The 20281-nt window shown below is 65.6% G+C and carries 18 protein-coding genes; 13 read left to right on the top strand and 5 right to left on the bottom strand.

Annotated elements, in window-relative coordinates; genetic code table 11:
* Positions 1–8 precede the first annotated feature (8 nt).
* From A5655_RS25280 to A5655_RS25245, 9 genes are all read left to right on the top strand, one after another.
* Positions 9–704, top strand: a complete 696-nt coding sequence (locus tag A5655_RS25280) for a hypothetical protein (RefSeq protein ID WP_156765035.1) — start codon at positions 9–11, stop codon at positions 702–704.
* A 136-nt stretch (positions 705–840) separates the two neighbouring features.
* The gene (locus tag A5655_RS25275) at positions 841–2370 is read left to right on the top strand and encodes a nitric oxide reductase activation protein NorD (RefSeq protein WP_067015295.1); all 1530 of its coding nucleotides are present in this window, start codon (positions 841–843) and stop codon (positions 2368–2370) included.
* Positions 2367–3155, top strand: a complete 789-nt coding sequence (locus A5655_RS25270; RefSeq protein ID WP_067015286.1) for a CbbQ/NirQ/NorQ/GpvN family protein — start codon at positions 2367–2369, stop codon at positions 3153–3155. The genes A5655_RS25275 and A5655_RS25270 overlap by 4 nt, the downstream gene beginning before the upstream one ends.
* Before the next feature lie 14 nt (positions 3156–3169).
* Complete coding sequence (locus tag A5655_RS29165; protein WP_255362034.1) at positions 3170–3298, top strand: hypothetical protein; 129 nt, start codon at positions 3170–3172, stop codon at positions 3296–3298.
* The gene (locus A5655_RS25265) at positions 3295–4005 is read left to right on the top strand and encodes a hypothetical protein (protein ID WP_067015283.1); all 711 of its coding nucleotides are present in this window, start codon (positions 3295–3297) and stop codon (positions 4003–4005) included. Before A5655_RS29165 ends, A5655_RS25265 begins: the two co-directional genes overlap by 4 nt.
* A gap of 20 nt (positions 4006–4025) precedes the next feature.
* Positions 4026–4445, top strand: a complete 420-nt coding sequence (locus tag A5655_RS25260; RefSeq protein ID WP_067015280.1) for a hypothetical protein — start codon at positions 4026–4028, stop codon at positions 4443–4445.
* Positions 4446–4535: 90 nt separating this feature from the next.
* Complete coding sequence (locus A5655_RS25255; RefSeq protein ID WP_067015278.1) at positions 4536–4961, top strand: hypothetical protein; 426 nt, start codon at positions 4536–4538, stop codon at positions 4959–4961.
* Between the two features lie 252 nt (positions 4962–5213).
* Positions 5214–6356: a Rieske 2Fe-2S domain-containing protein gene (locus tag A5655_RS25250; protein ID WP_067015275.1), complete on the top strand. Its 1143-nt coding sequence runs from the start codon at positions 5214–5216 to the stop codon at positions 6354–6356.
* 16 nt (positions 6357–6372) lie between these two features.
* Positions 6373–7755 (top strand): wax ester/triacylglycerol synthase family O-acyltransferase, encoded by a 1383-nt coding sequence (locus tag A5655_RS25245; RefSeq protein WP_067015273.1) that lies wholly within the window; start codon positions 6373–6375, stop codon positions 7753–7755.
* On the opposite strand, the gene A5655_RS25240 is transcribed toward A5655_RS25245, so the two are convergent.
* Positions 7727–8545, bottom strand: coding sequence for a phthiotriol/phenolphthiotriol dimycocerosates methyltransferase (locus A5655_RS25240; protein ID WP_067015271.1), 819 nt, complete (start codon positions 8543–8545; stop codon positions 7727–7729). The genes A5655_RS25245 and A5655_RS25240 overlap by 29 nt on opposite strands.
* Before the next feature lie 9 nt (positions 8546–8554).
* Complete coding sequence (locus A5655_RS25235; RefSeq protein ID WP_067015391.1) at positions 8555–9322, bottom strand: phthiotriol/phenolphthiotriol dimycocerosates methyltransferase; 768 nt, start codon at positions 9320–9322, stop codon at positions 8555–8557.
* A gap of 142 nt (positions 9323–9464) precedes the next feature.
* Here A5655_RS25235 and A5655_RS25230 point away from each other — a divergent pair, with 142 nt between their 5' ends.
* Together A5655_RS25230 and A5655_RS25225 are read left to right on the top strand one after the other, a co-directional pair.
* Entirely contained in the window at positions 9465–10604 is a 1140-nt protein-coding gene (locus A5655_RS25230) for an NAD-dependent epimerase/dehydratase family protein (RefSeq protein ID WP_369807249.1), read from the top strand.
* Between the two features lie 69 nt (positions 10605–10673).
* Complete coding sequence (locus A5655_RS25225; RefSeq protein ID WP_156765032.1) at positions 10674–11993, top strand: cytochrome P450; 1320 nt, start codon at positions 10674–10676, stop codon at positions 11991–11993.
* Here the strand turns inward: A5655_RS25225 and A5655_RS25220 are convergent.
* Positions 11967–13304: a cytochrome P450 gene (locus tag A5655_RS25220; RefSeq protein WP_082978875.1), complete on the bottom strand. Its 1338-nt coding sequence runs from the start codon at positions 13302–13304 to the stop codon at positions 11967–11969. The two genes, A5655_RS25225 and A5655_RS25220, sit on opposite strands and share 27 nt — an antisense overlap.
* On the bottom strand, positions 13297–14124 hold the full coding sequence (locus tag A5655_RS25215; protein WP_067015265.1) for a Coq4 family protein: 828 nt from the start codon (positions 14122–14124) through the stop codon (positions 13297–13299). The genes A5655_RS25220 and A5655_RS25215 overlap by 8 nt, the downstream gene beginning before the upstream one ends.
* 139 nt (positions 14125–14263) lie before the next feature.
* On the opposite strand from A5655_RS25215, the gene A5655_RS25210 reads away from it, so the two are divergent.
* Both A5655_RS25210 and A5655_RS25205 read left to right on the top strand, forming a co-directional pair.
* Positions 14264–15439 carry a cytochrome P450 gene (locus A5655_RS25210; RefSeq protein ID WP_067015263.1) on the top strand — a complete coding sequence of 392 codons (1176 nt, stop codon included), beginning with the start codon at positions 14264–14266 and terminating at the stop codon, positions 15437–15439.
* A gap of 12 nt (positions 15440–15451) precedes the next feature.
* A complete protein-coding gene (locus tag A5655_RS25205; RefSeq protein WP_067015259.1) occupies positions 15452–17683 on the top strand; it encodes an MMPL family transporter in 2232 nt (743 codons plus the stop codon).
* A 27-nt stretch (positions 17684–17710) separates the two neighbouring features.
* Here the strand turns inward: A5655_RS25205 and A5655_RS25200 are convergent, their stop codons facing one another.
* Positions 17711–20278 (bottom strand): sugar epimerase family protein, encoded by a 2568-nt coding sequence (locus tag A5655_RS25200; protein ID WP_067015258.1) that lies wholly within the window; start codon positions 20276–20278, stop codon positions 17711–17713.
* Positions 20279–20281 lie beyond the last annotated feature (3 nt).

Raw genomic sequence — 20281 nt, 5'->3', positions numbered from 1 at the left:
CGTCGAAGCTGCAACACGGCGGCTCTGCCGCACCGGGGCTGACGTTCGACGAGCACACGCAGCAATCGCAGCTCGCGCAGCGTCAGGCCGACAAATGGCTCATCTCCGGCAGCCTCCTGATCGGCACCGCGGCCTTGGGCATCTTCGGACTGCCGCTGTTTCTTTGGGGCGTGCGGTTATTGCGCCGCGCGCAACGGGATGGGCTTTCCGTCCGGCCGATGCTCGTCACGTTGCTCGGTTATCTCGTCATCATCGACGCCGCGATCAACACCGTGGGATGGGCGCTTGACCTGGTGGCGAACCACACCCTGCTCGCCCGCGTTCTGTTGAACGGCTGGGGCAACATGTTCGACGCCGGCTACTTCTGGCACTACAACGAGCTGTGGATCGGCGGCGCGGCGGGCCCCGGCGAAAAGGCCTGGGAGGTCGGACTCATCCTGACCGTCTTCACGATGCGGATCGCCGCCGCCATTGGCTTCCTGCAGATGAAGCGGTGGGGCCATCAATGGATGGTCGTCACCTGCTGGATGGGCGTGGTGATCTGGATCGGTTACGTCTTCAACATGACGATGTTCGCCGACGTCCGCTTCGCGGGCGTCGTGCTGCCGGTCGTCGGCTGGTGGCTCTACGACATCTTCTACATCACCCCGTTCCTCGCCATCCCGTATCTACACACCGTGAATCGCGAAATCTTCACCGATTGAAAGCCTTTGAGGAGGTCAGGCCGTGGGTTACGTCTGGGAGATCCTGCGCTATGTCGCCGCGTGGGGCGGAACTGGCCTGATCATCTGGTTCTGGTATTGGCTGTTCTCCAACATCGGCACATTCTGAAAGCGGCAAATGACTGAGCAACCCGATGGGCATGCCTTGGCGCTCGAACGCGGTTGTGCCGTGACGGCGGTGGCGTTCAGCGACCAGCGCCGCGAGGGCGCACGGCTCGTCACGGGTGAGCGGCGCGCCTTCGGGTTGAACGGAAAGCTCACGTTCGTCCATGTCCCCTATCCCGCACCGTCCGACTGGTCCCGGAGGACCCTGACGTGCGGTGTGGCCCTGCAATGCTCGCCATCAAAGGAACGCATCACCGAATACCGGCTGAACGAGCTGTCCGCCCGCGAGCTGCGGGCGCTCGCAATCGTCGAAGGCGGCGTCGCCCTGGGCTGGGTAGCTTCGCGGTGGCCGGGCCTGCTCCCCGAGATGCGACGACTGCTACCCGAAGTCCGCATCGAAGCCGGTGACATGAGCGCCGTGGAGATGCTCGACCGGGCAATCGTGCTGGCGGCCACGGGACAGGCGTTGACGGTCCATCCGCTGCTGGGCAACCTGCCGGTGGCCTACACGATGGCGAGGGGATGGTCCGACAGGTTGCGCCGCAGCTTCGGCAGGATGCCCTGGACGACAACGCAGAAGCGCCTCCCGCGTCCGTATTCGGTTCCCGTCGGCGGCGACGGGGGCGTCCGCAACCCCAACCTGCCCCCGCCCAGCCGGCCGCAGGACAATGATTTCGACGTCACCCCGGAACACCGGCCCGGGATTCCCTACCCCGAATGGAACGCGTGGACACAGCGGTTCATGCGCGACCACGTCGCCGTGGTGGAGACCGCGGATGCCCGGCGAACCGGCCAAGCCGCACCCGTGACCGTCGACGTACGCAGGTGGTTCGAGGAACACACCCATCGTGCGATGACGAATCGGCTCGAGGACGGCTGCGACCTCGACGTCGACCAATACGTGCGCCACTACATCGATCTCACGACCGGGGAGGCCAAGGAGCCGAGGATATTCCGCGACCTGCTGCCCAGCGGCCGGGATGTGACCACGGCCCTCCTGCTCGACGGCAGTTCGTCGCTGGGCGTGCACGGCGGGCGGATCTTCCGGCTGGAACTGGCCTGCGCCGATGCGCTTTCGCGCGCCATGACGCTGGCGCGCGAGCGTCATGGGGTCTTCGTGTTCAGCGGCAATACGCGTCACCGAGTCGAGGTGCGCTGCCTGAAGGACTTCGAAGACCGCCGGTTCGTGCCACCGAGCGGGCTGGGCCTGTCCACCCGGGGATACACCAGACTCGGTGCGCCACTTCGCCATTTGACGAACCGGCTGCTCGCGCAGCCCTCCGAGCGGCGCCTGCTGATCGTGATCGGCGACGGGCTCATCTCCGATGAAGGTTATGAGGGCCGCTATGCCTGGGCGGACGCCGCGCACGCCGTCGAGGAGGCCAACGACGCCGGCGTGTCGATGTACTACGTGGGCGTGGGGCCGACGCGCGTCGATCCCCTCCCCGAGGTGTTCGGTTCCCGTCTGTCCCAACGGATCCGCCGCGTCGAGGAGCTTCCGCGGGTGTTGGCACATGTCCATCGCGAACTGGTCGCCGCATGAACGCCACCGACACCTATTTGGCGAACGGCAACGAGGTCGAGCTGTTCGAGCAGGCCTTCCACCGGCGCCTGCCCGTGATGCTCACCGGCCCGACCGGCTGTGGCAAGACAAGGCTCGTCGAGCACATGGGCGTGCGGTTGCGGCGACCCGTCGTCACCGTCAGCTGCCACGACGACCTGACCAGCTCCGATCTCGTCGGCCGCTTCATGGTGACCGGCGGCGATGTGGTGTGGACCGATGGCCCTTTGACCCGGGCGGTCAAGGCCGGCGCGATCTGCTATCTCGACGAGGTCGTCGAGGCACGCCACGACTCGCTGGCGATCCTGCATTCGCTCACCGACCACCGCCGGTCGCTGTACCTCGATCGCGCCGGCGAGGTGGTGCAGGCGCCCGACGCCTTCATGCTGGTGTGTTCGTACAACCCGGCGTATCGCAGCTCGCTCAAGGAACTCAAGCCGTCGTTTCGCCAGCGGTTCGTCACGCTGACGATGAAGTATCTGCCGCCCGACCGCGAGGCCGAAGTGATCGTCGCCGAAACCGGCATTCCCGTCGCGGCGGCGCGGCGGCTGGTCGGATGCGCGGTTGCGATCCGCACCGCCGACGAAGCCTTTCACTTCGAGCCTCCATCGACGAGGGTGCTGGTTACCGCCGCCCACCTGATCGCCGCCGGCGCAACCGAATTGGATGCGGCCGACGCCTGCATACTCGCGCCACTGAGCAGCGACGGCGCGGTCACCGACGGTCTGCGCGAAGTCGCGGCGGCCAGCCTGGCCGCGCCGACCTAGAAAGGAGTACGGACATGGATCTGAAAGAGCGGAAGCGCAAACGGGCGCTCATCGTCTTCCAAGTACTGATCTACGGCTACTTAGCGGCGATGTTCGGAATCCAGCTCTATATGTCGTTTGCCCGCGGGTGGTGGGATCTGTGAATCTTCCCCTCCTCAACCGGCTTTCGGGCGGCGGATCCTCGGTCAGCCTCGAGGAACACCACGACGAATCGCGCCAGGCGCAGCGCCGCGCGGACAAATGGATGATCGTCGGCGCCGCCCTGATGGGCATGTGGGCCCCCGGTCTGATCGGATTCCCCATCTTCATGCGTGGGGTGTGGCTGCAGCGCCAAGCCCTGCGCGCAGGGCTGTCGGTCCGGCCCATGATCGTGACGCTGATCGGGTATCTGGTGCTGATCGACGGAATGCTCAACAGCCTGGGCTGGGCCCTGGACCTGGTCGCCAACCACACGTTGATCAACCGGGTGCTGATGGTCGGGTGGGGCAACATGTTCGACGCCGGCTACTTCTGGCACTACAACGAGCTTTGGGTCGGCGGCGCGGCGGGCCCGGGCGAGAAGGCGTATGTGGCGGGGCTGATCTTCACCGTGTTCTCCATGCGGGTTGCGGCGGCGATCGGGTTCCTGCAGATGAAGCGGTGGGGCCATCAGTGGATGGTCATCACCTGCTGGATGGGCGTGGTGATCTGGTCCGCCTACGTGTTCAACATGACCATGTACGCCGACGTGCGCTATGCCGGCGTGGTTTTCCCGGTCGTCGGCTGGTGGCTCTACGACATCTTCTACATCACCCCCTTCCTCGCCATCCCGTACCTACACACCGTCAACCGCGAAATCTTCACCGACTGAACAGGTTTAGGAGCATTGCGATGACCGAACCGACAACCACCGAGGAAAAAGACCCGCCTGCCGGTCTCGAGCCGGGGACGACGCCGTACTACGCGCGGATGCACAAATGGATCAAGCGGGCCGTCCTGGTGTGCCTGGTCGCCCTCGTCATCGAGGGCGCGTTCACGTTGCCGTTCATGGCGGTCTACTACGGCTACCCCACGCTGAGCCTGACCGAAATCTGCAGCGAGCTGCTGAAGATCCGATATTCGAACGACACCTTGGAGTGCAAGTACCCGTACCCGCCCTTCGGGCCGCCGGAGGGAGCCGCGGGCAAGGCCACCGCGCAGGACGTGTGGGGCATCCAGCCGATACCCAAATACCACCGGCTCGGCTTCCGTGAACTTGTCAGGATCCACGACGAACGACTCGCGCGTCAGCATTCGGCGGCGCACCCGTGATCGTGGTCGCCGAACGTGGGCCTTAGCTCGGCGCTCGGGCGTATTGCATACTGCACCCCGGAGTGCAAACGACCAGCCGAAGGAAGTGCGATGACGGCGGACGATCAATCGCCATCGCTCCATCACGTCGTGTTCGCCGTGGCACCCGAGCGGCATGCCGCGGTGGCGCAATTCTTCACAGACCTGGGATTCGTCCTCGAGAACTTCCAGCTGACCGAACTGGGCCTGGACATTCACCTCGACTGGAATCGCGGGATCGAGCTGATCAGCCCGATCCCGAAATCGCGGGGACAGGTGGCCGCGTCGGTGAACGAATTCCTCGAAAGTCACGGCGAGGGCGTGTACAGCGTGGTAATCCGGGTTCCGGCGGCCTCGGCGGCTGAAGACGTTGCCAAGCGCTACGGCGCGATAACCCGGTTCCGCCAGAGCTTGGCGGGCGAAGGCTCCCATCTCGACGAAATCGACTTATCGGTTTTGGGCCTGCCGCTGACGTTTTTGGCGACAAACATTTCGTGATGGCTCGCCGGCGTGGCGGCAGGCGACCCGTTCGCAATGCCGTTACCGCGGGTTTCCCATTTATCGCACATGAACAACGGCTGAGCTCGTTGCGATCCAAAGCAATTCGGCGCCGATCGATGGCGACCGGCAAAACCCGCAATTCTTGCGCTCGATCCGCAAGAATGATTCACTGGCGATGCTGAGTGAGTGCTCAGAACCGGGTCCGCGACCGAGCCTGAGTGTGGGGACAGATCATCGCGGAGGGGTCGCATGGAGCAGGTGCGCGAGATCGAGACGGGGGCGGTTCCCAGGCGGTTTGCTCGGGGATGGCATTGCCTGGGCCTCGAGCGCGATTTTTCTGATGGGATACCCCACTCGGTAGACGCGTTCGGCACCAGGCTCGTGGTCTTCGAGGACAGCCAGCACAAGCTGCGGGTCCTCGACAGTTATTGCCGCCACATGGGTGGTGACCTCAGCCGCGGATCGATAAAGGGCGACTCGATTGCGTGCCCGTTCCACGACTGGCGTTGGGACGGCGACGGCCGGTGCAGCCTCGTGCCGTACGCCAAACGCATCCCGAAGCTCGCTCGAACACGCTCGTGGACAACGTGCCAGCAGAACGGTCTGCTCTTCGTTTGGCACGATCACGAGAACAACCTTCCACCGGACGACGTTGCGATTCCCCGTATCGACGAAGTTTTCAGCGACGAGTGGACCGACTGGTCGGTGAAGAGCTGGCTGATCGAGGGCTCCCACAGCCGCGAAATCGTCGACAACCTGGCGGATACCGCGCACTTCTTCTACGTGCACGATGGCTTCCCCACCTATTTCAAGAACGTCTTCGAGGGGCACGTGGCCAGTCAGTACCTGACGAACCGGGGGCGGCCGGACACCGACCTGGGTCCCGCCTTCGCGAAGTCGATCCTGAAGACCGAATCTTCCTACTACGGGCCGGCCTACGTGGTCACCAACCTGCACAATGACTACGCGGGCTACCGATCCGAAGCCATCCTCATCGCGTTTCACTATCCGGTGACCCAAGACGCCTTCATGCTGCACAACGCGGTTTCGGTGCAGAAGCCACGCGGGCTGGACGCGGAGACCACCGACAAACTGGCGCGGATGGTCGCCGACGGCGTCACGGCCGGTTTCGAGCAGGACGTCGAAATCTTCAAGTACAAGGCCAAGATCGACAATCCGCTGCTGTGCGACCAAGACGGCCCCATTTACCAGTTGCGGCGTTGGTACTCGCAGTTCTACGTCGACATCGACGACGTCACACCGGAGATGACGGCGCGTTTCGAGTACGAGCTCGACACCAGCTACCCCGTGTCGGTATGGACACGCGAAGTGGAAGAGAACGTCGCGCACCAATCCACAAGCGTCACCGACATGTCCACCGCGTCGCGGTAGGTCGCCGGGGGCAACAGTGCATCGGCTCGGCGGATTCGACTCGACCATGCTCGTGTTCGAGAGTTCGGTGCAGCCGATGCACGCGTGTTCGCTGGCGGAGTTGGACATATCGACAATGCCCGGAGGGTACAGCTTCAAGGCGTTTCGCGACACGCTGCTGGAGCGCACCCATGCGCTGCCCGAGTTCCGCGCGAAGCTGGCCGACAGTGCGCTGAATCTGGACACCCCGGTGTGGGTCGAGGACTTTGATTTCGACATTGACCGACATGTCCACCGGATCGAGTTACCCGCGCCCGGCAGTCGCCGTGAATTGTCCGAAGTGGTAGGGCGATTGGCCGCAACGCCCCTGGAGCGCGATCGACCGCTCTGGGACATCTCGCTGATCGAGGGTGTCTCCGGAACCGACCCCACAGTGAGTGGGCGCATCGCCGCCGTCATCAGGACCCACCACGTTTTTGCGGATGGTCTGACGGCCGGCAACTTGTGGGCGCAGTTGTATGCCGCCGATGCCGTTGCGGCACCACCGGAACGCGTCGAGGGCTTCGGGCATGTCGGCAACCGCGAGATCGCGATCGACGGATTGAAGAGATTCGTTCGTCGACCGTGGTATCTGGTTGCCCGGGTCCTACCCGCGATGTTGATGGCCCTGTTCAAGACAATCGTCCGCGTCGCCCGGGGACGGGCTATGGCCGCACCATTCGCCGCGCCCCGAATCCCGTTCAACGGCAACCTCACCGAACACCGAACAGTCGCATACACCCGGCTGGGCCTGGACGACGTCAAGGCCGTCAAGAACAAGTTCGGCGTCAAGGTGAACGACGTCCTCTTGGCGGTGGTGGCTGGTGCCTCCCGGGATTACCTGCTTTCGCGGTCCGCCCTGCCGAAGGACCCGTTGATCGCATTGATCCCCATGTCGGTGCACGACGAAAAAAGCCTGAGCCGCAACCAGTTCGCGCCCATATGGTCGAGCTTGCACACTCACCTGAGCGACCCGGCGGAGCGCATCAAGGCTATCGCGGCGTCGAGCGCAATTGCCAAGGAACATAGTTCGGCAATTGGAGTTACGCTGCTGCAGGACGCTGCAGAGGTCGCGCCGTCGCTGCCACCGGCGATAATGCGCCTCTACGCGCGGGTGGGGCTCAGCAGCCGTCGGCCGGTGTACAACGTGTCGTTGTCGAATGTGGTCGGCGTACAAGGGGAGATCCTCGGGGCACGGATCATCGCGAACTATCCTTTCGGTCCGGTGATGAACGGGGCGGGGCTCAACGTCACGGCGGCCTCGCTCGACGGCAACATCGACGTCGGCCTGATCTCGTGTCCAGAACTGCTGCCCGACCTGTGGGACCTCGCGGAGGGATTTCCGGCCGCGCTCAGGGAACTGATGGACGCGGCTCCCTGAGAGGCTTGACGAAGTCGTACATCCGGTAGGACACTTCCCCGCTCTCTAGCGCGCGGTGAAGCCTACCCACCCCGAGCCTGACCACACCGCGAAGCAAAGGCGGCGTACGGCGGTCGGTGAGTTCGTTTATTCTCGGCGAACTCCACAACGTCTCGAGCCCACATACGACTTCGGCATGGATGTCGTGGTCGGCCAGCTTCGTCAGCTGGGCAGCCGCCAACGTCTTCTCCCACTGCGCCACGTGGTTGCGGTTTCGGATATCGGCATAGAGGAAGTGTCCGCCAGGCTTGAGCACGCGAGCGACCTCGCGCAGGAACCTTGGAAGATCCGGATAGCAGTGCGACGATTCGATATTCAGCACCACGTCAAAAGACTCGCCGGGGAAAGGAAGGTCTTGGGCATCGCCCTGAACGAAGTCAAGGCCCGGTACGTCGTGCATTCGCCGGCACAGCGCGATGCCCTTGGGATTCAGATCCATTCCGGTGTACGAGTGTGGGTGCAGGTAGCGGGTGAGATAGGAGGCGCCGCCGCCGTGCCCGCACCCCACCTCCAGCACCCGCTTGTCCCTGATATCCGTCTGGGTGGCCGTGCGGTGGTAAAGCTGGATCGACGCCCGGTTCGGCTCGTCGGCCGCATCCAGCGGCAGACCCATCGGTGGATCCTCCTCGTAGCCAAAGTTGAAGAATGAAACTTCCTCGGCTTCCATCCAACGGGTCGCCAGCGGGTAGACGTACTTCGCCGAAAGCCTGAAGGCGAGCGGGCTGAAACCGACGCGAAAAAGTACGCCCATGAATGACCATCAACTCCTGACGAAGTTGTACATCCGGTATGACAGCGTTCCGTCCTGCACCGCACGATAGAGCCCGGGCCCGGGCGCGCCCATCGCGCCTTTGATGGCACCGCGTAGCGGCGCCGGCACCACACGCTCGAATACTTGGTGCGTCTTCGGCGATATCCACCATTGATCGAATCCGCGAACGACCTCGGCATTGATGTCTTGCCTCGTCAGCATCGTCAGGGGCGAGTCGGCAAGTTGCGCTTCCCATTCCGCGGCGCGATTGCGGTTGCGGAAATCGGCGTAGAGGAAATGGCCTCCCGGCGCGAGCACACGGGCGACTTCGCGCAGAAATCCCGGAAAATCGGGGTAGCTGTGCGACGACTCGACATTGATCACCGCATCGAAGGACTCGTCGGCGAACGGCAGATCCTGGGCGTCGCCCTGAACGAACTCCACGCCCGGCACGTCGTGGGTCCGTCGACAGAACGCGACGCCGTCGGGATTCAAATCCATTCCGGTGTAGCAGGCCGGGCACAGGTGACGCGCGATGTAGGAGGCGCCGCCCCCGTGGCCACATCCCACCTCTAGCACCCGTTTGCCGCTGATGTCGACCTGTGCCGCCGTGCGGTGGTAAAGCTGGATGCATGCCCGGTTCGGCTCGTCGGCCACATCCAGCGGCAGGCCCATCGGCGGATCTTCCTCGTAGCCGGCGCTGAGAAACACGACATCGTCGCTCTCGATTCGACGAGTCAGCCACGGGTAGTGATATTTCGCCGAATGTTTCAACACGAAACGGCTGTAGCTGAGGCGAAAGAAAAGGTCCGCGGGAGCAACCTTCACCAAGATCGATCTCCTCCCGTCGCGACCGGCCCGGTCCGGACACGCCCCCCGGCCGAAACGAAATCGTAATCCCGATTAACGCGCGCCGACAATGGCTACGATGGCGTTGCCAGGCGCCACCAGAAAGTGCAGGCTTACCGGGCAATGCGGCATGACGGGTAGACGTTCAACCGACACGGTGCTGGTCACCGGCGCTTTCGGCCTCATCGGTTCGGCAACGGTTCGCCGGCTCATCGCCGACGGCCGCCAATGCGTCGTGACCGGTCGGTGCTCCGCGGCGGGCCGGAGGGCCGCCCGAGCGCTGCCGGCGGGTGTAAACGTCCGATGGTCGGACCTGACCCGGCCCGGAGAGGCCGAGCGCCTTGTCCACGAAACATCGCCAACCGCGATCATTCACCTCGCGGGGTCAAGCCCCCCATGGATGTACCGCGATGCCGTCGCGTCGCGCAAGATCAACGTCGACGCGACCGCGGCGTTGGTGCATGCGGCACAACGCATGTCGCACCCTCCGCGGTTCGTGCACGCTTCCAGCACCGCCGTGTACGGCGTGCGCAACCCCCACCGCTGCAGCGACCTGCTGAGAGCCGACACCGTGCCGAAACCCTACGACGCCTACGGTAGACAAAAGCTGGAAGCCGAAACGGCGGTGCGCGCATCGAGTCTGGAATGGACGATCCTGCGACTCGGAGCCGTACTCAGCGTCGAACCCCCCGCCGCGTCCTTGGACCTCGACGCGCTGTTCTTTGACCGATCGCTGCCCGCGGACGGGCGGACACAGACCGTCGACGTTCGTGACGCCGCGGCGGCCTTCACGGCGGCCACGACGGCAGACGTCGCAGGCACCATCATGCTGGTCGGCGGTGACCCGTCACACAGGTTGCGGCAAGGCGAGATTGGTTCGGCCATCGCGACCGAATACGGATTCGCATCGGGTCTGCCGGCCGGCCGACCGGGCAACCCCGACATCGATGAAGGCTGGTTCACCACCGACTGGATGGACACCGTCGAGGCGCAACGGAGACTGTCTTTCCAGCACCACTCCTGGCCCGACATGCTCGCCGAGATACGGGACCGCATCGGCTGGAAACGACTACCGACGCGGCTCCTTACCCCGATTGTGAGACCGCTCTTGCGCCGACGACTCACCATGCGGACCGCCGGCCCGGGCCGGTACGCCGACCCCTGGGAAGCCGCCCGGATCAGATTCGGTGACCCGATCACGAGAGGCTAACTGCCAGTCCGGGATACGGGCCCACGCCGAGCGCTTGACCCTACCTGGCCCTTTACGATAATTGGAGCGGTGACCATCGATGCCCTGCCGCTCGGTCCTCGACTTCCAGTCGCCGTTCAGACGGCCGCGTGGATAGGGCGCCCCTGGGAGTTCATGCGACGCTCGGCGGCCCGATACGGTGACATGTTCACGTTGCGCCTCGCGGGTGAGTCTCCTTGGGTGATGGTGTCGCATCCGGACGTGGTGAAAGAGGTGTTCACCGGTCCCCCTGAGCTGCTGCACGCAGGTGAGCAAAAGAGCATCCTGGTGCCGGCGCTGGGCGCCAACTCGATGCTGCTTCTCGACGACGACGCGCACCGCGAGCAGCGCCGTCTCCTCATGCCCCCCTTTCGGGGCAACCACTTGGCGTCCTACGCCGACAAGATGACCGCGGTCGCCAAGGCCGAGATCGCTCTCTGGCCGCGCGGCAAGCCGGTGCGTCTGCACCCGCGGATTCAGGCGTTGACACTCGAGATAATCCTGCGCACGGTGTTCGGGCTGAACGAGGGTAACCGCCTGGATCGCCTGCGCGCCGAGATGGTGCGGATATTCGCCAGGACAACGGGCGTTTCGACTCAGCTGTTCCTGGTCGCCCTGGGCCCCCAGCGCATCAGAGCCAAGCTGGTGCAAAGGCTGCTCCTCGGCGTCGATCGCCTGCTCTACGCCGAAATAGCCGAGCGCCGTCGGGCCGACGACCTGGACGGGCGCACCGACGTGCTCTCCACCCTGTTGCGGGCACGGCATGAGGACGGCCGGCCGATGAGCGACGTCGAGATCCGCGACGAGCTGATGACCCTGCTGTTGGCCGGACACGAGACCACGGCGACGGCACTGGCATGGGCGGTGGAGCGACTCGTCCGCCATCCCGGCCATTACGCGCGGCTCGTCGACGAAATCCACACGGGGCGGGAACAGTTCCTGGACGCCGTGGTCAAAGAAACGTTGCGGCTTAGGCCGGTGATCTCAGTGGTGTCACGGCGTCTCACAGCGCCGATGCAAATCGGCGGCGTTCCGTTGCCCGCCGGGGTGAACGTCATGCCATCGATCTACCTGATGCACCGGAGGCCGGAAATCTACCCCGAGCCAGAACGATTCATGCCCGAGCGCTTCCTCGGCGAACGCGCGGGCACGTACACGTGGATTCCATTCGGGGGCGGAGTCCGCCGTTGCATCGGCGAAGCATTCGCCGAATTCGAGATGCGCGTCGTGCTCGCAACGCTATTCGGCGACTGCGACGTGCGACCTATCAGCGAGCGACCCGAGGCGGTGCGACGCGGCGGGATCAGTCCCGTTCCGGCCCGCGGCGCCACCGTGGTGCTGCGGTCATCGGACTGCCAGGCGAACGGGTAGTCCACCTGCCAGAGCAGTGGATATGCGCAGTTTCGGTTTCGGGTTCCACCCGGGCTGAATCTCGAAGCTGTACCGCTGCAGGATTGCCGCCAGCGTCATCAACCCGTCGATGTAGGCCATTCGCCAGCCCATGCATTTGCGCGGGCCGATGCTGAACGGGATGTAAGCGTTTCGGTTAATCCTGTCGTGCAGGAACCGATTTGGCTCGAACTGTTCCGGCTGTACCCAGAATCGAGCGTCCCGGTGGATGCGATAGGGGGATATCAAGACGTGGGAATGCGCCGGGATGGAGTATCCCCCGATCTCGTCGTCTTCGTTCGTCGTGCGCAATATGCCCGCGGGCGCCGCGATGCGCAACGTTTCGTCGAAACATGCCCGCAGGTACGGAAGCCGGTCCAGGTGTGCGTACTTGATCGGAGCGGCGCCGAGGGCGTCCACCTCGGCGTAGGCCCGCGTGAGCGTTGTCGGATTCCTGCGCAGCAGCGCGACGGCCCATGAGACCGATTCCGCGGTCGTCTCGAAGCCGGCGAACACGAGCGACGCAAGCTCAGTCCGCAGCCTGCGGTAGCGCGTGTCAGGCGACCATTCCAAGGACATCGTCATCAGCGCGTCGAGAACATCGGGCGCCGAGCGCGGCCCCTCGGCGCGCCGCCGCGCGATGACCTTGTCGAGCTCGCTCAGCATCAGGCTCTGAGCGGCCTCCCCACGCCTCGCGAAGGGGCGTGGCACGAACTTCGGCAACGATGACATGAAGGCGCGACTAATGGTGTAGGAGCCGAGGTCTCGCGCCGCGCCGACATAGCGATGCAGGGTTTCGGCGTCCAACTCGGTGCTGAACATGGACCGCATCAGCGAGTCCATCACGACTTTGCCCAGCTCGAGTTCCAGGTCGATCCACTGGGCCGGTGCGACGAACTTCACCCAGGTCTCCATGCCCGCAGACACCGCGGCCGACATGGATTCGCTCAACGACGCCAAGGAGTTCTCGGTGAAGAACGGGTTCAGTTCCCGGCGCCACCTCCTCCACTCCTCGCCCTCGAGGACCGGGAGGACGTCGGGCTCACCCGGCACCAGATCGGCCGTCAGATCGTTGCGAACGTACCGATCGTGATTTCGCACCATAACGTAGTCGACGTGATCGGGATGGCTCAGCAGCGTCATCGTCCAGCCGGGCAGCGGCAAGGGAATATCAACGACGTCGCCGTACCGAGCCGCGATCTTCGGCAACAGGGCAAACGAATTCGGCCCATGCCGCAGGCACCACTTCCCCAGCTGCAGAAAGCTGGGGCCGGGCGGGCGGCCTTTACCCACCGTCTCGGGCCAAGATTTCGTCGTAGTCCCAACGCGTCGCCGGCTTCATACCGGGAGGCGTCCACCGAGTGAACCAGCCCCCGTTGGGGTGCGCGATCTGCTTCGGTAGGACGCCGAGCTGTGTTCGGACTTCGTCGAGAGGCTTATCAAGGAGCTCTTCCCACGGTGCCGCGGCCAGTTTGTCAGCGCGCCGGCCCCGTTCGACCGCCTGCCGGTAGACGCGCAATTTGTGGCGCAATGAGGCACCCGGCAGGGCGAACGCGACAGCGTAACCGAGCTTTTCGAGCGCTCCGGCGGGCTCCATCTGGCCACACTGGAATCCGATGCCGGTGATCTCACCGGCAATGTCCGGTCCGTAACCGGTGACGACGTGTTGGAGATCATGCATCGCGTTGCACCGCACCAGGAAGTAGTAGTAGTCCTCGTGCCAGTTGCGCGCCTGGGCATAGGGACGGACGACCGCGGACTCGTCGAACACTCCGGCATCGAGGCGGTTGGTGGTGAGGAACGAGCGGTAGGCATGTCCCACGGTTCCGGGGGCCAGCGATGCGAGGTACGCGTCATCGCGCAGCAGGGCCAGCAGATCGGGTTTGTCGCGGATGATTCTGCCGCCGTGCGGATGAGCGCGAACCTGGTGAAACAGGCGCGGGGTCGACGGAATCGAAATTTCCAGGGAAGCCAGATAAAAGAACTCGTACATGCGCTTACCGGTCACGGTGAAGCCTCGCCACGCTCGCAGGATCGTGCGCCAGGACCGCCGATCGGGGATGACGCCATTGGGCCTGCTGTATTCGGCGAGCTGTGTTTTTTCCCCGAGCATGAGCTCAGCCCCTGTCCGTCAGAAAACCCCTATGCACAAATCTAAGACGGTTACAACCCGTCGATGCAACAGTTGGGTTTGCGGGGGGCTTGCGAAGTGGTCCCGAGCACGTTTGAGTAGACGTGGCGAGGAGGTCTCCATGGCCACAGTGGCCCAATTGCCCTTCAATCAAGATCATCCGCTCCAGGTCGCACCGCGACTGCGTGAGCTCCAATCCGAAGGGCCGATCCACCGGGTTCGAACCGCGACCGGCGATTCGGCATGGCTCGTCACGCGCCACTCGGACGTGCGGCGATTGCTCGATGACGACCGGCTCGGCAGAGGGCACCCCGAGCCTGAGACCGCAGCGCGGTTGGGCGAATCGTTGTTCTTCGGCGGGCCAGTGGGCAATTTCGACACCGAGCACGCCGATACCGCACACATGCGCGAGCTGCTGCAACCACATTTCGCCCCAAAGCACATGCGTGCGCTTACCACCAGAATCGAGGCCCTGACTGCGCGCCTGCTCGACGAGATGGCACAGCATGGTCCCCCGGCGGACCTGCACACGATGCTGGCAGTGCCCCTGCCCATCCTGGTCATCTGCGAACTGCTCGGCGTGCCTTACGAGGACCGCGATCAATTCCAACGCTGGACCAGCGATGTCGCCAACACGAGCGACCGGGCGCGCTCCGAACAGGGGATGGGCCAGCTCTTCACATACGGTCTGCAACTGGTGGCGGCTAAACGCCAGGAGCCGGGCGACGACGTGATCTCGCGACTTTGCGCGGTCGAAGGGGTCTCCGATCTGGAAGTAGCGGGGCTCACGATGGCCCTGCTATTCGCGGGACACGAGACCACGGTCGTCCAAATCGGTCTCAGCGCAATGCTGCTGCTGGCCGACCCCCAGCAGTGGCAGGCACTCGTCGAGGAGCCCGCGCTGGTGCCGAATGCGATCGAGGAAACCCTGCGGGCCGCACACCCCCGAGGCTTCCCGGTGCCTCGGTACGCTCGCACCGACTTCGACATCGACGGCGTCAGCATCAAGACGGGCGAGCTTGTGCTCCTCGACCTCGGCGCGGGCAACCTTGACCCCACAGCGTTCGCGGACCCCGACCGGGTCGACGTGACGCGTTCCGGCGCAAGTCATCTCGCTCTCGGTCACGGCGCCAGGTACTGCCTAGGCGCGCCTCTGGCACGCATCGAACTCCGGACGGTGTTCTCCCAACTGATTTCACGATTCCCCACGTTGCGATTGGCGGTCGACGTCACGGAGTTGCGGCTGCCACCGGACGCACTGGCGGGTGGGCTCACCGAACTCCCGGTGCGGTGGTAATCGGGAATACGGGTGCTGCAACGGATCGCCCGGCTGGCCATCGCCACGCCGCGCTGGATCGTCGTCATGGCGGCGCTCCTGACAACCGTGCTGGGCGCCATCGCCGTGCCGGCGGCTAAGGTGCTGTCCGCCGGCGGCGTCTACGATCCGGCATCCCAGTCCGCCAAGGCGGACGCGATCATGGCGCAGAAGTTCGGACAGAGCCAACAGCAACTGCTGATCACTGTGAGCGCGCCAAACGGCGGAATCGACGGTGCCGCACGTGAAGTCGGCATGGCGATCGCTGACGGGTTGGCACATTCACCGCATGTCGCCGGCGTGACATCACCGTGGACGGTGCCTCCCGCCGCTGCGGCGCGGCTCATCAGCAAAGACCACGCGTCGGGGTTGATCGTCGCCAGCATCGCCGGTGACGAGAACCACGCACCGCGGTATGCGCGGGAGCTGTCCGACCGACTCGTCCACGACCGAGACGGGGTGAGGGTGCGCGCCGGCGGGGCCGCCATGCTTGCTTCGCAAGTCACCGAGCGCGTGACCAAAGACCTGATCCTGATGGAATCGATCGCAGTCCCACTCAGCTTCCTGTTGCTGGTGTGGGTGTTCGGCGGCCTCGTCGCCGCCGCGCTGCCGGTGACACTGGGTCTGATGGCGATCACCGGTTCGGTTGCATCCCTCAGACTTATCGCGCTCGCCACCGACGTGTCAACGTTTGCCCTGAACATCAGCGCCGGACTGGGTTTGGCGCTGGCGATCGACTACACCTTGCTGATCGTGAGCCGTTATCGCGACGAGAGGAGCAGCGGCGTCGACCGCGATGGCGCCCTCCTCACCACCATGGCGACCGCCGGTCGGACGGTACTCTTTTCTGCGGCCACGGTCGCGTTGGCGATGGCGGCGATGCTGCTGTTCCCGATGATTGCGCTTAAGTCGCTGGCGTACGCCGGGGTCGCAACGGTGGGTTTCGCGGCCCTTGGCGCGCTGGTCGTCACGCCCGCCGCAATCGTGCTGCTGGGCGATCGGTTGAACGCCCTGGACGTGCGAAGGCTGATCCGGCGGATGACGCGCCGACCAGATCCGGCTCACGTTGCAGTCGAAGCACAGGTCCTCTACCGCTTCACGAAATTCGTTGCTCGTCATGCTATCTCGCTGGGGATCGGCGCCGCGGCGCTGCTCGTCCTCCTCGCTTACTCCGCCACCGGCGTCAAATTGGGAATCCCTGACGACCGGATGCTTCCGACGTCGGCGCCCGCGCGCCAGGTGGGTGACCAACTCCGCGACGACTATCCGCGCAGCGAGTTCAGCAGCGTGGCAGTGGTTGTCCCGGACACCAGCGGGCTGTGGAAGGCGGACCTGGACCGGTATGGCGCACAATTGTCGCGGGTGCCGGACGTGTCGAGCGTCTCGTCGCCCGGCGGCACCTACGTCGGCGGCGTCCGGACCGGACCACCGTCGGCGGCCACCGGAATGGCCGGCGGGGCCGCATACTTGACCGTCGACAGCAGCGCACCCCCGCTGTCCGCCGCGTCCGACCTCCAACTCGACAGGCTGCACGGCATCACCGGGCCGACGGCGCTCTTCGGCGGACTGGCGCAGATCAACCGCGACAACATCGCTGCCATCACGACGCCGTTGCCGTCGGTTCTCGCGATCGCGGGCGGGGTCATGCTCGTCCTGTTGTTCTTGCTCACCGGCAGCGTTGTGGTTCCGCTGAAAGCCTTGGTGCTCAACGTGTTGTCCCTCGCCGCAACGGTGGGCGCATTGGTGTGGATCTTCCAGGACGGTCACCTTGCCGGCTTGGGCACCACCTCCACCGGCGTGCTTCCTGTCATCGTGCCCGTGCCCTTGCTATGTATCGTCTTCGCGCTGTCCATGGACTACGAGGTATTCCTGGTCTCCCGAATCCGCGAATACTGGCTGGCATCCGAACGCACATCGGCGGATAACGACGAGAGCGTTGCGCTTGGCTTGGCGCGGGGCGGCAGGGTGGTGACTGCGGCGGCTGTCTTGATGGCGATTCCCTTCGCCGCCCAGATCGGCACCAGCGTCCTGCGAATCTTCGGCGTCGGGCTGACCTTCGCCATCCTCATGGACGCGACCGCGGTGCGGATGGTGTTGTTACCGGCGTTCATGCACCTGCTGGGTAAGTGGAATTGGTGGGCGCCCAAAACCCTGACGGAGCTACACGCGCGCATGGTGGCGCCGTCGCGCGGATACCCGCCGGCGAAGCGTAGCGGCGTCGATTGATACGGCACCCGCACGTCCGTGTGCAACCTATGGCTCGAGGACGTGAATTTCCCCCGTGCTGCCGTCGACCTCGATGAGGGCGCCGGGCGGCAAAGCCTTGGTAGCTCCCGCAACGTCCACCACGCACGGGAACCCGAACTCGCGGGCCACCACCGCGGCGTGCGACATCGGGCCGCCGAGTTCGGTCACCACGGCGGCGGCGTAGCAGAACGCGGCGGTGTAGCCGACGTCGGTGGCCTCCGCGACGAGGATCTCGCCGGGCTGCAGGTCGTCGATGGTGTCGGGCCGCACGATCCGCACCCGGCCGCGCACCCGTCCCCCACAGACGCCGACCCCGCGCAGGGTGTCCCCGCCGGCCAGGGTCTCCGACGTCGTCGTGGTCGGCTGCCAGCTCGCGCTGAACACCGTCGGCGGAACGACGGAGGCCAACCTGCGTCGTTCGGCCCGGCGTCGCTCCACCACGCCTCCGACATCCGCGGGGAGCGCGTCCAGCTCATCGACGAGCAGGTAGAACACGTCGTCGGCGGTCCGAAGGATTCCGGCTTCGACCAACCGGCGCCCGTACTCCCGCATCAGGTTGCGCAACATCCAGTTGGCCCGCACCACCTTGTCGCGGCGGACCTCGCGATCGCGAAGTTGGTGTCCCGCCAGGCGCGCAATCGGCCTGGCCCGCAGCGGAATCCGGGCCGGTTCTGGCTGCGGTGCGGGAGGCGCGCTCATCGCCCTGGTCACCATGCGCACGAGCAACTCGGGATCATCGGCGTAGCTGGTCGACAGCATCTCGAGCTCGGCCGGGCCGCGATGCCCGATCAGCGCCAGCTCGGCCAGCACCGCGGCGTGAAACTCCGGCGCCTCGACGGCCAGCTTGCCCAGCCGCTCCCCCGGTTCGGCCAGCAGCGCCGTCACTTTCGGGTCGCGCCGCGCGGCGACCACCAGCCGCTGCATCGCCTCGACCGATCGCGCGCTGACCAATTCCGGTCCGGCGGGGGCGGCGGTGTCTCGCCCGCACAAACCGCGCAACAACACGTTGAACGCGGCGCACAGCATGAACGACGCCGAGGCCAGCACCCAGCCGTGCACCACGTCGTCGCGCGCCAGCGCGATCAGGCTCAGCAGCCGGCGATCGTCGAGTTGGGTGATGTCGCCGTCGGCCAGGCGTTCCAGGCGATCGACATCGGCGACGAACTCGTCGGTGTCGGCGGCCGACCCGGCGGATAGGCCGATCAGGTTGACCCCGAATACCCCGATGTTGCGAACGGTCCGCAGTTGCCTTCGGAGACGGCCGGTTTCGGAGCGCGGACGCTCCGCGCCGAACACCGGCAGCGACGCCATGCTGGGGCCGAAGAATCCGCTGTTGCTGACGATCGTCGCGGGCTTGGCGAAGGGCACCGTTTCGGCCATGAAGTGCGCCGAGGTGATGGCGCCGTAGAGCCGGTTGGCGAACACCGCGACCGTGCGCATCGCGATTTCGCGCTGGATGACGCCGCCGGGCCGCAGCCGCTCGGCGATGGCCACGCCGCCGGCGCGCAGCCCGCGCACCGTGACCGAGGCCGACGCCGGCGAGAACGGACCCGGCAACGCCTCCGACAAGTTGGTGGCCAGAAAGGTGGGAAAGCGCGGGTCGATCGGGGTGTCGAACTCCCCGTTATCGCCGGCCGGGCCGGCCCAATCGGGTTTCACGCCGTCCTCGCTCGGCGCGTCGACGGCGGGCAGGTCGCCGATGCTGGTCATCCGCCAGGGCAGCGACACCACCCGCTTGCCCACCGTGACGCGGCCGCGTGCCGCGACGGCGAAGTCCTCGACGCACTCGGCGGAGCTCCACGCCGGCCGGAATCCCCACTGCTCGCGCAACCGCGCGGTATCCATGAACGGGGCGCTCTGCACGAGTCGCAGCTCGGCCGATCGCACGCCCCACGGCACGATCGGGCGTCCCAACGTCGTGGCGACCCGCCGCAGGGTCAGTTCGCCCGGCGCGGCGAGATTGACGGGCCCGCTGCCCACTTCGGTGTCCACGATCGCCCGGCTGAACAGCCGAAGCGCGTCATCGAGGTGAACGACCTGCATGCGGCGATCGGCCGCCCCGCCGGGAAACGCCGGCAACGCCAACAGCCGGCGCACCCAGTTGTCGACGCCGCGGCCGAGGACCAGCGCGCAGCGGATGGCGATCCATTCCAGGCCCGAATCCTCGAGCAGCTGCTCGACGCGGGCCTGGTGCCGGCCGTCGGCGCTGACGGGGGTCCGGGCGTCGTGCTCGGTCTTCGGGGCGTCGCCCGCGCCGTAGACATGCGCCGACGACGCGAAAACGATGCGCCGGGTTCCGGTTTCGGCCATGGCCTCGAGGACGTTGAGCGTTCCCCCGATGTTGACCCGCTCGCTGCCGCGTGCCCACGCGCAGTGCGCGACGACGTCCGCGCCGGCGACGCCGCGCTTGACCGCTTCCGAGGCCCGGATGTCCGTCTCGACGAAATCCGCCGCGCTCGGCCAGCTTTCGGGCCGGTGCCGCGCGATCCCGGCGACATCGTGGCCCTGGCTGAGCAGCCGGGCGGCCAGGCCGCGTCCGAGCACGCCGCTGGCTCCGGTGATCGCGATTCTCACTGG

Origin of the sequence: Mycobacterium sp. 1081908.1, from assembly GCF_001673535.1 — a bacterium.
GTDB lineage: Bacteria > Actinomycetota > Actinomycetes > Mycobacteriales > Mycobacteriaceae > Mycobacterium.
This window is presented reverse-complemented; position numbering and strand designations above follow the sequence as displayed.

What these genes read in the sequence shown, in the direction of transcription:
- A5655_RS25275 (WP_067015295.1), top strand. Translation starts at nt 841, where the DNA reads ATGACTGAGCAACCCGATGGGCATGCCTTGGCGCTCGAACGCGGTTGT.
- A5655_RS25270 (WP_067015286.1), top strand. Translation starts at nt 2,367, where the DNA reads ATGAACGCCACCGACACCTATTTGGCGAACGGCAACGAGGTCGAGCTG.
- A5655_RS29165 (WP_255362034.1), top strand. Translation starts at nt 3,170, where the DNA reads ATGGATCTGAAAGAGCGGAAGCGCAAACGGGCGCTCATCGTCTTCCAA.
- A5655_RS25260 (WP_067015280.1), top strand. Translation starts at nt 4,026, where the DNA reads ATGACCGAACCGACAACCACCGAGGAAAAAGACCCGCCTGCCGGTCTC.
- A5655_RS25255 (WP_067015278.1), top strand. Translation starts at nt 4,536, where the DNA reads ATGACGGCGGACGATCAATCGCCATCGCTCCATCACGTCGTGTTCGCC.
- A5655_RS25250 (WP_067015275.1), top strand. Translation starts at nt 5,214, where the DNA reads ATGGAGCAGGTGCGCGAGATCGAGACGGGGGCGGTTCCCAGGCGGTTT.
- A5655_RS25240 (WP_067015271.1), bottom strand. Translation starts at nt 8,545, where the DNA reads ATGGGCGTACTTTTTCGCGTCGGTTTCAGCCCGCTCGCCTTCAGGCTT.
- A5655_RS25230 (WP_369807249.1), top strand. Translation starts at nt 9,465, where the DNA reads ATGGCTACGATGGCGTTGCCAGGCGCCACCAGAAAGTGCAGGCTTACC.
- A5655_RS25215 (WP_067015265.1), bottom strand. Translation starts at nt 14,124, where the DNA reads ATGCTCGGGGAAAAAACACAGCTCGCCGAATACAGCAGGCCCAATGGC.
- A5655_RS25210 (WP_067015263.1), top strand. Translation starts at nt 14,264, where the DNA reads ATGGCCACAGTGGCCCAATTGCCCTTCAATCAAGATCATCCGCTCCAG.